Genomic DNA, 12,248 nt, shown 5'->3' on the forward strand with positions numbered 1-12,248 from the left:
AAAATTTAAAAATACTCTAGGTTTATAGGGGTCAAAACACAGGTGCTTTTAATTGAAGTTCATGAGAGGAATGGTATAAGGAGGCAATGTTTAAGAATGAAAAAGTTAAGTAAATTTAAGAGCAAACAAGTTTGGTAACTAAAAACATAGTGTTAGATAAACATGATATAAACACTTTATAATTATAAAGTGTTTATATCATGTTTTAACAAAAGATGGTGGAATAATATTACTTTTTTTAATTTAAAGTATTTGATATATTTACATAATTTTTTAAAACTTTTTATTGTAAATAAAATTATTATTAAATCGTGGGAAAGTCGCATTTAAAATTTATAAGCCGTAAACAATTGTCCGAAATACAATCTTTTAAATATAATTATGGTTTTGATAGTGAGAAAGATGAGAAAGATCTAGAGGATAAGAATTATAATAGATTGGCAACTTCATTTAAATCCTATTTAAATAGATTAGGTAAAGATTTAGAACAAAAATCAAAGGAGAAAGATAAATCTTTAGATGTGCCATATGATATTGATTATGTGTTATTCACATTTCAAAATCAGTTTGTTATTAGTGATTATTTTGAGTATTATTATTCTAACTTAGGTTTAGAAGGGACTGCCTTTTATGATTTTTCTAGAAAAGGATTATTTGCTATTGTAGATTGGGATAAATTTCAAGGTTTTTTATCGGATGTTTATAATTTTGTTAAATATGAGTTGGAAGAAAATCATGAGCTAGAGTATGCTAGATATATAACTTACATTTCGGAATTTAAATTATTAAGATCACATGATATATTAAAGTTTAATCTGGATGAAATAGGAGGCATTGTTTATTTATCTTTAATGGATTTCTCATTAGAACAAAATCTTATGCAAGAGATACTGGATTCTCTAATCAAATATCTGAAAGAAGAAGAGATTATTTATCTATATGACGATTTAATTGATAGAATTGAATTAAAAAATATTAGTGCAGAACAAGTACAAAAGATTGTAAGAAATTTTGATATAGTAGAAAGTGTAACTTGCTCTGCATTTACAACAGTAAAACCAGGAGAGTTTAGAACTGTTAAACGTGAGAGAGGATTTACGATTGCTAATATTGATGAAGATTTACCATTAGTAGGTGTAATTGACACAGGAATCAGTGTAGATACTGTTTTAGCTCCTTTAATTATTAATGATAGATCATTTAAACTTGCAGGAGTCGGAGATCCTTTAATTGATCGAGCTGGAAGACAAGGAATAGGACATGGTACTGCTGTAGCAGGACTAGTGGCACTAGGTAAATTGAATCATAAAAATAATTTTTCGGGAGAGGTGTTAGCAGATGCTAAATTACTATCAATTAAAATTAGTGATCAAGGTAATGGATATATTTCCGAAGTTGAAGTATTAAGAATGTTATATGACGTTAAGGAAAAGTATCCTGCAATTAGGTTGTTTACACTTACAACTTGTTATGGTATTAGTAAAACGACAAATGAAGGCTTTTCTAATTATACATATTCTTTGGATAAGTTTGCTTATGAAACAGATAGTCTTATTTTTATTTCAACAGGAAATAATAATAATTGTATTAATGAAAATACAAATTATGACTTAACTTATTTTAATCATGAGCATACCAATTTATCTATACCATCGGATAGTTTAAATAATGTAACTGTTGGTGCTGCAGCTGATAATTTACAAGATGGTGCTTTTATGGGAATTGCTAGTGGTCGTGAGTTTCCAACATTGTATACTAGGAAGGGATATAATGATTTATCTTTATTATATGGTAGACAGAAAAATAACAAACATTATTTTAAACCAGATGTTATTGAAAGTGGTGGAGATATTGGTTTTTATGATGAAGTAACTTTAGATTGGATGGATGAACCTGCATTAATATTATTAACAGCTCGACCTGAACTTGGGATGATGAAAGAGGTAGGTACTAGTTTTTCTACTCCTTTAGTAACTAATTTAGCAGCAAAGATTATAAAGAAATATCCCGCATTAACTAATGAAAGTGTTAAAGCTCTAATTATTAATGGAGCTTCATTAGATATGATAAAAGTACCATCAAATGTAGAAAAGTTAAAAACTAGAATTGTAGGAAATGGTTTTGTAGATATTACTAAGAGTTTATTTTCTAATGAAAACTCAGTAACATTGATTTTAGAGGATAGTATAGAGAACGAGAAGATTAAAATATATCCACTAAATTTCCCTGAATATCTGGTAAAGGATAATTTAGGTAAAAAAAATGGTGTATTAAAGGTTACTGCGACACTTTGTTTTAAATTTTTACCAATTAAAAATAATCATTTATCATATAATCCAATACATATGGCTTTTAGTTTTTTTAAAAATCAAAAAGCTGAAGATATTATGACATCTGAAAGCAAAATAAAATCAAAGTTAGCTGGATTGTCATGGTCTCAAAACGGCAGATATGTATCCAAACCTATACCTTATTCAAATACCCAAAAAATTTCTTTTAATATAAATATAAAAGATTTAGTTAATGAGGATAAAACATTCAAATTAGCCATACATGCTAAACTCACAAAACAACTACTAGGAGGGATTCCTGAAAATTATCCTTCAGTTTTTCCTTTTTCGATAGTATTATCTATTGAAGAAACTATAAAAGATAATACAGGTAAATTATACGAAGAGATTCAGTTAATAAATAATGTTGAAATATTACAAGATATTATTTTAGATACTTCATTAGAGGCAGATGCTGAATTAGATATTTAAAGAATCTTTTTCGGTCTCTATTAATTTTTTCCAGATATTAGTATCTATTTTATTAGATAAAATATTTTGGGCATTGGCAGCAGCAAATAAGGTTCTTTTTATTGCACCAATTAAAGTTTTTTGTATGCTATAATACGATAAACCGATAGATTGTTTTATAATTCTATTTGCAGCTGCTTTGTTGTCAAATTGAAATTTCCCATTTTTTAATGTTAATTCAATAAGTTTTTTAATTTCAATTTCGGTAGGTAATTGAAAACCAATAATGTTGTCAAAACGCCTTAAAAGAGCTTCATCAAGCATATCTTTTTGATTTGTGGCAGCAATAACGATACTGTTTTGAGGTAAATAGTCAAATAACTGTAGAATGGTATTAACTACCCGTTTCATTTCACCATGATCCTGGCTATAATCTCTAACTTTACCTAAACTATCAAATTCATCTAGAAAGATAATACAATCATCTAAAGCTGCTTTTTTGAATATTTTAGATAAGTTTTTACTTGTTTCTCCTAATTTAGAAGATACGATTGCTCCAAGATTAATCACAACCATCATTTTATTTAATTCTCCTGCAATTACATAAGAAGCTAAAGTTTTACCACATCCAGAAGGACCATGTAGTAATAACTTATTTGAAACGGGTAATCCAAATTGGTGAAGAATGTCAATTTTATTGTGTTCTTCAATAAAAAACTTTAAATCATCATATATCTTGCTATCAGTAACTATATCATTTAAAGAGTAGTCTGATGTGATTTTTTCAAGGATTAACTCTGAGATTTCTTTGTCTTCAATTCTATTAAGATGCGTTTCAGATCCAACTTTTAGTAAACTATTAGATTTTTGATATCTTAAAGAATCTTTTAAGATAGATTGAAGTTGAATAGCAAAATTAAGTTTTTTTGTTTTTTTAGAGTGTTCTATAAGTTCATTAAGAACAGACAATAGTCGTTTTTGGTCATTTTCGAGACCGTATTTTGCAATTTCTTTTATGTAATCTAATTGTGCCATTTGCATGCAAAGATAGTATATTTATAATATTAAATGTATGAAAAATTGTACAATTGTACAATTGTACAATTATAATTAATATTTTGTTGTAAGTGCATCTAATATTAGTAAATAATTATTTCAAAGGTTATTATAATGAGAAATTAATCTATGAAAAGAGTTCGTTAGATATTTCCTACCTATTCTTTAAATCATCTAAAATAAAATTATAATTTATTGCATGTTGTAATATGTTTTAACTTTACAAATTACCCTACAAAATAAAAATACAATGAAAACTATAGAAGACTTAATCAAAGAACTAACCGAATTTAGAGATGCAAGAGATTGGAAACAGTTTCATAACTCAAAAGATTTAGCACTTGCTTTATCCATTGAAGCATCGGAACTTTTAGAACTTTTTCTTTGGAAGGGAAATGAAGACTGTAATAGAGAAAGACTAGAGGAGGAGCTTGCTGATGTTTTTATGTATGGACTTTTATTAGCCGAGAAAAACAATTTAAATGTTGTAGAAATTATCTCTAAAAAGATTGCTCGAAACAACGAAAAGTACCCAGTTGAAAAAGCTAAAGGAACAGCTAAAAAATACAACGAATTATAGATAAACAATAAGTACTTGTAAATGAGTACTATTTGATAAAAATAGAAAAGTCACTAATCAAAGAAATATTTGAAATTCTTCTTTTTTTAGTGGCTTTTCTTTGTTAATTTCAAAAACGGCTTTTATGCCCTTATATGACAAAATAAGTCACTAATAAATTTTGAAATTAAATGATTGTTTATCACAAGACTAAGCAAGGATTCTCTGATGATATCCTTACTAATGATATTGATGGTATTATCTTAAATGCCCTAAGAGATAAAACGGGTAAGTCGGTTGGACAGGCAGAACTTAACTCTTTTCGCAATTCTTTGAGTTATATGGATAAGGTTTTAGCTGATCCAAATATTCCAAACGATTGTAATATCTCTATCGAATATCACATTCCCCAAACTTCAAAAAGGGTTGATTTTATTATCGCAGGTAGCGATGGAGAAAAAGATCACGTAGTTATTATAGAACTTAAGCAGTGGCAGGATGCTGAACTTACAGACAAAGACGGCATTGTAAAAACTCGCTTCAAACACGGAGTGCAAGAGACGGCTCACCCTTCATATCAAGCTTGGTCGTATGCTTGTCTGCTTCAATCCTTTAACGCAACTATTGAAAAAGAAGGGATTCAGCTACATCCATGTGCTTATTTGCATAATTATACTAATGACGATATTATCACCCATAGTTTTTATAATCAATACTTACAGGTAGCTCCTGTGTTTTTAAAATCAGATGCTGTGAAGCTAAGGGAGTTTATCAAACAGTTTATTAAATACGGAGATGCATCAAAGGTATTGTACCGCATTGAAAATGGCGAGATAAGACCTAATAAATCCCTTTCTGATGCGCTTTCAGGCATGATGAAGGGTAATCAAGAGTTTGTGATGATAGATGATCAGAAGCTCGTTTTTGAAACCGCTAAAAAGCTCGCTTTCACCTCTAGTCCGGAGAATAAAAATGTACTTATTGTAGAAGGTGGACCAGGAACGGGTAAATCGGTTGTGGCTATTAATCTACTTGTTTATCTGACAAGATTTGGAAAACTAGCTCAGTATGTTACTAAAACAGCTGCTCCAAGGGATGTGTATTTCCATAAACTTGTAGGAGATAAGAAAAAGGTAGAGTTAAAACAACTCTTTGTGGGATCTGGATCTTTTATGAATACACCTGAGAATATGTTTAATGCTCTTATTGTTGATGAGGCCCACAGGCTTACTGAAAAAACCGGATTCTTACGTCAGGGTAAAAACCAAATTCAAGAGATTTTAGAATCTAGTATGTTTTCTGTTTTCTTTATTGATGAGAATCAAAAAGTACACATTGACGATTATGGTGAAATTGCCGTGATTGAAGAGTTTGCAAAACAAAGAGGCATACATATCCATAGGTTATTACTGGAATCTCAATTTAGATGTAATGGATCTGATGGCTATCTAGCTTGGGTTGATCACGTCCTTCAAATAAGAGAAACGGCCAATAAATCTTTAAATGATATAAGCTATGACTTTAAAGTAGTGGATGATCCTTTAGAACTTCAACACTTAATTTACCGAAAAAACATAGAGACAAATAACAGAGCTAGACTCGTGGCTGGTTATTGTTGGCCTTGGAATAGCAAAAAAGATTCAAAGGCGTTTGATATCACATTTGAAAACTCTGCTTTTCAGATGAAATGGAATATGATGGACTATGGAGGTACTTGGATTATTGATCCAAACTCTGTGACAGAGGTTGGTTGTATTCATACCGCTCAAGGATTAGAGGTCGATTATATTGGGGTTATCATTGGTGATGATCTCATTGTACGAGATGGAATAGTGCTAGTAGATCCTTCAAAAAGAGACAAAGGGGATAAGACCATCTCAGGCTATAAAAAACTATTAAAAGAAAACCCTGAACAGGCAAAAGATCTTGTGCGATCGATTATTAAAAATACCTATCGAACGCTAATGACAAGGGGAATGAAGGGATGTTACATCTATTGTACTGACAAAGAGACTAGAGAGTATTTTAAAAAGAATATCTAGTTAAGACCTGATCTTTTATTAAGGCACTATTAAAAATATGGCAAAAAAAATAGTTTTTGGAGAGATACCAGATATAAAAGTAAATGACTGGTTTAAAGATAGAAAAGAAATAATGGATTCATCAATCCCATCGTAACCTACAAGCAGGTATTGACGGTAATAAAAATGATGGGGTTGCTGCTATTGTTTTATCTGGTGGTTATGAAGATGATATGGATCTGGGTAATGAAATAATCTACACTGGAGCGGGAGGAAACAAAGATGGCAAGCAAATTGAGGATCAATCTTTAGAAAATACTTATAATAGAGGACTTTATAAAAGTATGATTGAAGGACTACCTGTTAGAGTAGTTAGGGGGCATCAACATAAATCAGAGTTTTCTCCAAAAAAAGGGTATACGTATGCAGGTTTATTTACTGTAGTTGATTTTTGGATTGAGAAAGGAAAAAGTGGTTTTAAAGTTTGTAGATTTAGATTAGAAAGCATTGATAATCCACCTATTGATAATCTTAATCAAGAAAAGTTTCCAACCTTAGAAGGTGAGAATCTTGTATCTGAAAGAAAACAAACCACTATACTTAGAATAGTAAGAGATTCTGCTGTATCAAGACAGGTAAAAGAGTTGTACAATCACGAGTGTCAAGTTTGTGGAACTATTTTAGAGATTGAGTCAATAAGATATGCAGAAGGAGCTCATATAAAGCCGTTAGGTAGACCTCATAATGGTGAAGATAGATTGGACAATATTTTATGCCTTTGTCCTAATGATCATATTTTATTTGATAGAGGGGCTTTTACAATTTCTGATACTTTTGATTTAATTGGAGATAAAGTAGATGGTAAATTAAAAGTGTCATCAAAACATCCAATAAGTACAAAGAATCTAAAGTATCATAGAGAGTCTCATGGATTCGAGTAAGTAAAATATTTTTTAAGTAAATAACGGTAAACAAGAAAGCATCTAGTTAAATATAGATGCTTTCTTGTTTTTTGATTATTGTAATAAGATTTAATAATTCCCCTTAGAAGGAATCACGTGCCTAACACCACCACGAGGATTCTCCATATCTCCGTTATAGCGAGGTATTAGATGACAGTGAAAATGAAATACCGTTTGACCAGCTGTAGCTCCGCAGTTCATTCCGATGTTAAACCCATCGGGACTATACTTAGTAAGTACTATTTGCTTAGCTGCTTGTATAGCCACAGGGAGAGCTTGCTGCTCTTTTTGTGTAAGAGCAAAGTAATCCTCTCTGACAATGTTTGTAATAATAAGTAAATGACCAGGACTCACTGGAAAAATATCTTCAATTATAAAAAAGTAATCATCTTTATATAAAATTCGTTCTTGTGGTATTTGGGTAAAATCTTTCATTTAAAATAGAGGTTCTAGTTCGACTTTGGGTTTCCATTTTTGGATGGATAAACTAACAGCTAAGTTATATTGTTTTTGTAAAAAAGCTCTTCTTGCAGCTGGTGTTTTTCCTGTTTGATTTACAATGGTCTCTCCAAGAGGATGTTTACTTGCTATATAAAACTCGTTTCTCTTGTAGAGCCTATCAAGATACGCTAGTTCAGGTACTTTAGCGCTTTTATCCAGGTTGACGTATTTATCAGATAGAACTAGGTTCCAAATTCCATTTACATTAGCTCCATTTTCATTTAAATGCAATTTGTGCATATGAGGAAAAAAGTGATCTACCGCGCATAGATTATCACTTCCTGGTACTATTGAAATATCTTGAAAAGAGTAAAAACATTTACCTTTTTGATATCCATTTAAAGAGGCTCTAGAAGAGGTAATATCCTTACGACGCATCAGACTATTTTCTAGAAATAACGTGTTTAGCTCCTGGTCTATTTTTACTTCTAATAAGTTTGGATTTAGATCTAAATTCCAAGCCGTTTCAACAAGATTCCATCTGGCTTCAACTTCACTGTTTAGATTAGTGAATTGTACACTTTCTTTGAGTTTTAAAAGATGATCAGTGATTACAATGTTTTTAGATGTCCCTTTATAATTTTTTTCATAAAAGCGATTGTGTATCGTTCCTCCATTTATATTTTGAAAGGCATCTACAACATTATTAAAGCCATGTTTTTCAGTTAAGTAAATAAGCTGATCATAGGTAATGGTGTTATCATTAAAGTCTCTACAAGCGTTTAAAAACACGCTAGAGGAGGAGTTGCCTTGTTTGTCATTACTCTTTAGGTGTTCTAAGATACTCTCTACATATAAGGGCGCTATTTGAGATAAGGAAACAGTTGTAGTCTCTTTATCAATAAGACTAAGTAAAGCTTTTCCAAAGGCAAACTTATATGTGGCGGAGTTTTTTCCAAATAAAATCAAGGCTCTCCATTGAGACTCTAGACTTGGATCGTTTTCTTGAAAATATAAAGACATTAAAAAATCAAATATTTTTAATGAACTAAGTTAGGGGAAGTTTTAAACAAACTCAAGTTTAATTTATATAAAGTTTGATTTTTGTTTATAAAAAACAGAAGTGAATTATTTAGTATATGATTTAAGTCTTTTACAAAGTCTAACGAATAGAATGAAATGGTAAAGTTTACTTTTAATTCATATGTTTGAAAAGTTAATTAATCTAAAAAATAAAAATGAAAGATATATTAGAACAAGATCAGTTGTTAACAGAGATTTTTGGAAACATAACAAAAAGCATTAGAGAAAATTTGGCTCCAGAGATTATAGGAGAATTTACAATTGAGGGCTTTAATGATTTAACTCCTTCAATAGATAAATATAACGTTAAAGGAATTTACTTTTTCGAGATAAAAAATAATTTTATGTTTGATGATATTGAGCTTTGGAAAGAAGATTTTATAAATAGATGGGAAGATGATATATACAAACATAGATTCGTACCAAATACAAGAAAAGTTAGGCTCAATAAGTTAAATGAAAATAAAGAATGGATACCTCTTTATTTAGGGAAATCCAGAAATGTTTCTTCTCGTATTAAGGAGCATATTAACAAAGAACTTGAAAAAAATACTTTTGCTATGAAATTAAAGGCTCGAGAGAATTTTCGTGAAGAGTTATTTAGAGTAAGCGTATTAGAAATAGATGTAACTCATTATGATTGGATTGTTCCATTAGTAGAAAAAGAATTAAGGAATATTTATAATCCAATTGTAGGAAAACAGTAAATAGTCAGAATAAACAAGAGTTATTACTCTACTTATAAAGTAAAATAGGAAGTTCTTTTGTCTTTAAAAAACTTAATATGAAATGCTCTTTTGGGTATCTTTCTTCCTATTTTGATTCTTATTATTTAAATAGTTCTATTTTAATAACAGGTCGATTGGTAAGCTTAGTTTAGAATTAAAGACCTAAAAAAAGACTTTGTAATACTTAATCTATTTTTCTAGGTCTTGATGATTTTACTAAAAATGAAAATAACCCTTAAATTCCTCTTACTATTAATTGTAGTAAAAATATTTTTCCTAGCGATTATATTTGTTTGTGTCGATAATAGTTGGATTGACATTCCGATGAATCATTCTAAGGCTGAGTTAAGACAAAGAACAGGGTTTTATATGCTCATCTTAGTTGGTTTACTAGGCCCCTTTTTAGAAGAATGCATGTTTCGGTTGCCTTTAGTGGCTAAACCAATTAATTTTAGTATTTCGGGTACAATTATATTTCTTTATCTCTATTCGTTTTATACAGGTGTGGAGTTAGATTCACTGGATTTTTTTGGGCAAAGACTTTTACTATCCAGTGTGCTATTTATCTTGATCTATGGATTTTGCAATAAGTATAGCGCTCAGCTTGAAATGCTTTGGAAGAATTATAAAATCATAACTATAGTTTTAATGTCTTTTCTTTTTGCTATATTTCATTTGTTAAATTATGATAGTAAGAGTTTGTCGTTTTTAAGTGGCTTGGTAGTAGTGGTTCCTTATTTTATTTCAGGATTAATTTACTCGCATGTTCGGTTAAACTACAATTTTCGTTTAGTTATATTGATTCACATGCTATTTAATGGTATGGGTTTGGTATTAACTTATCTTTTTTAAACTCAATTGTAATGGATCTTTTGTAAAAAAAGATAACCAAGGATTTTATAATTTTTAAAATACACCATGCATAGATTTTTTACCTTTTTATTTTTAGCTGTGATTCAAACCTTAACAGCTCAAAGCTCTAAAGTAGATTACATTTTTACAGATGTAAATGTAATTACAATGAAGGATGATGCGATTTTAAGAAATCAGACTGTTGTTATTCACGATGGAAAAATTATAGAAATAACAACTAAGTCTTCTTATCAGTCAGAAAATACGGTTGATGCAAAAGGTACTTATCTATTACCTTCTATTGCAGATGCGCATATTCATTTTCCAGATAGCAAGCAAGAACTAGAGAAGGTAATGAAATTAAATCTGATTAATGGAATTACTAAGTTGCGTTCCATGAGAGGGGAGTGGCAAGATGTTGAATTAAAAAAGCAGTATAACAACGAGCATCAGTATTATCCCAAGTTGTATTTGACAGCTCCGCCTTTTCATCGAAGTTATGATTTAACTGAACAGGAGATCGATTCTTATGTTATAAAAGCAAAGGATAATGGAATAGATCAGATTAAAGTTTTAAGTATAAAAAATCAACACTTATTTGAATTATTGAGTGAGACGTGTAAAAAACACAATATGCCCTTAGGAGGCCATTTTCCAGTAGTAGAAGATGGAGTGATGGGCGATGAAATTCTTTTTCAATCTTTTTATACTTCTATTGAGCATTTAGGAGGTTTAATTGGAGAGCCTGATAAGGTAGAAGATAGGATAAATTATATCAAGAGAAACGAGCTGTTTATTTGCCCTACTATGCAGTGGTATGCTATTGGTTATGGCCAGTATGGAGTTGAAGAAATGATGGATCAAAGAGGAATGCAATATATTCCTGAGGCAATCAAAAAAGACTGGGCTGAAAAGTCGATAAATTATAGAATGAAACTTGGAAAAGAAGAGTTTGAAGCAGAAAAACAAAAATATGCTTTAGAAATGCAAGAACGCTTTAACATGACTAAGAGACTAAATGATCAAGGTGTAAAATTATTATTGAGTCCAGATAGTAGTTCTAAATTTATTGTCCCTGGTTTTGGATTGCTGGAAGAAATGAAATTGTATAAAAAAGCAGGACTTTCTAATTTTGATATATTGAAAAGTGCTACAACTAACTTTGCTCTATTTTTTAAAGAAAACTACGGAATTATAGCTCCAGGGAAAGATGCAGATTTTATTTTGGTAAAGGAAAACCCATTAGAAGACTTAAAAGCTTTAGAGCAAGTAGAAGCGGTTTTCTATAATAAGTTTTATTTAGATAAAAACAAATTAACCGAAATTGCAAAGTCAGTAGAACCGAATTAGTTTGGTTACTTTTTAAATAGAAAGGTGATATTTTTCTTGTTCTGAATTATTGAATTATAAACATAGGGTAGTTGAGAATAATTGTAAAATTAAAGACAAAGACTGTTTTGTGAAATTCAACATACAAAGTAAGTATACTGGATGTAGCATTTAAATTTATTTTTTTATCAACATTTTTTTCTAAATGTAAATTTTCAACATCTTTAACCAGTCATAAACCCTTACTAACAAAGCTCTTTAATTTTCTGCCTCAACATTTAAAACCTCAAAAATCAATCTAAAATTCCTTCTTTTTTAAGACATATTCACGTGCTTTTGTCTGAATTTGATCATCAGACAAATACTTGTTTTTTAGCAGCCATTCATTAATTTCAGATTTCTGAAAGAATAAGTATTTACCATTAGGTTTAGAGTAAGGGATTTTACTGTAGTGAACCAGGTGATAGATATACGAT

General features: G+C 30.1%; 10 protein-coding genes. 7 read left to right on the forward strand and 3 right to left on the reverse strand.

Features of this window, described 5'->3' with window-relative positions; all coding sequences use genetic code 11:
* Positions 1-311: 311 nt before the first annotated feature.
* Positions 312-2,762, forward strand: coding sequence for a S8 family serine peptidase (locus GJV76_RS14205; RefSeq protein ID WP_155093261.1), 2,451 nt, complete (start codon positions 312-314; stop codon positions 2,760-2,762).
* On the opposite strand, the gene GJV76_RS14210 is transcribed toward GJV76_RS14205, so the two are convergent.
* Positions 2,751-3,776, reverse strand: coding sequence for an AAA family ATPase (locus GJV76_RS14210; protein WP_155093262.1), 1,026 nt, complete (start codon positions 3,774-3,776; stop codon positions 2,751-2,753). The two genes, GJV76_RS14205 and GJV76_RS14210, sit on opposite strands and share 12 nt — an antisense overlap.
* 271 nt (positions 3,777-4,047) lie before the next feature.
* Here GJV76_RS14210 and GJV76_RS14215 point away from each other — a divergent pair, with 271 nt between their 5' ends.
* The 3 genes from GJV76_RS14215 to GJV76_RS16155 all read left to right on the forward strand — a co-directional run bounded on the left by GJV76_RS14215 (position 4,048) and on the right by GJV76_RS16155 (position 7,318).
* Positions 4,048-4,377: a nucleotide pyrophosphohydrolase gene (locus tag GJV76_RS14215; RefSeq protein WP_155093263.1), complete on the forward strand. Its 330-nt coding sequence runs from the start codon at positions 4,048-4,050 to the stop codon at positions 4,375-4,377.
* A gap of 170 nt (positions 4,378-4,547) precedes the next feature.
* The gene (locus tag GJV76_RS14220) at positions 4,548-6,398 is read left to right on the forward strand and encodes a DUF2075 domain-containing protein (RefSeq protein ID WP_155093264.1); all 1,851 of its coding nucleotides are present in this window, start codon (positions 4,548-4,550) and stop codon (positions 6,396-6,398) included.
* 182 nt (positions 6,399-6,580) lie between these two features.
* Positions 6,581-7,318 carry a YDG/SRA domain-containing protein gene (locus GJV76_RS16155; RefSeq protein ID WP_317162609.1) on the forward strand — a complete coding sequence of 246 codons (738 nt, stop codon included), beginning with the start codon at positions 6,581-6,583 and terminating at the stop codon, positions 7,316-7,318.
* Between the two features lie 90 nt (positions 7,319-7,408).
* Here the strand turns inward: GJV76_RS16155 and GJV76_RS14230 are convergent, their stop codons facing one another.
* Positions 7,409-7,774 (reverse strand): HIT family protein, encoded by a 366-nt coding sequence (locus tag GJV76_RS14230; RefSeq protein WP_155093265.1) that lies wholly within the window; start codon positions 7,772-7,774, stop codon positions 7,409-7,411.
* Positions 7,775-8,803 carry an HNH endonuclease family protein gene (locus GJV76_RS14235; protein WP_155093266.1) on the reverse strand — a complete coding sequence of 343 codons (1,029 nt, stop codon included), beginning with the start codon at positions 8,801-8,803 and terminating at the stop codon, positions 7,775-7,777.
* Between the two features lie 215 nt (positions 8,804-9,018).
* Between GJV76_RS14235 and GJV76_RS14240 the strand changes: the two genes are divergently transcribed.
* The 3 genes from GJV76_RS14240 (at position 9,019) to GJV76_RS14250 (ending at position 11,793) form a co-directional block, all read left to right on the forward strand.
* On the forward strand, positions 9,019-9,570 hold the full coding sequence (locus tag GJV76_RS14240) for a hypothetical protein (protein WP_155093267.1): 552 nt from the start codon (positions 9,019-9,021) through the stop codon (positions 9,568-9,570).
* Between the two features lie 243 nt (positions 9,571-9,813).
* Positions 9,814-10,443 carry a CPBP family glutamic-type intramembrane protease gene (locus GJV76_RS14245; RefSeq protein ID WP_196216235.1) on the forward strand — a complete coding sequence of 210 codons (630 nt, stop codon included), beginning with the start codon at positions 9,814-9,816 and terminating at the stop codon, positions 10,441-10,443.
* Positions 10,444-10,509: 66 nt separating this feature from the next.
* Positions 10,510-11,793, forward strand: coding sequence for an amidohydrolase family protein (locus GJV76_RS14250; RefSeq protein ID WP_155093269.1), 1,284 nt, complete (start codon positions 10,510-10,512; stop codon positions 11,791-11,793).
* Positions 11,794-12,248 lie beyond the last annotated feature (455 nt).

This window comes from Myroides albus (assembly GCF_009711045.1).
Taxonomy (GTDB): Bacteria; Bacteroidota; Bacteroidia; order Flavobacteriales; family Flavobacteriaceae; genus Flavobacterium; species Flavobacterium album_A.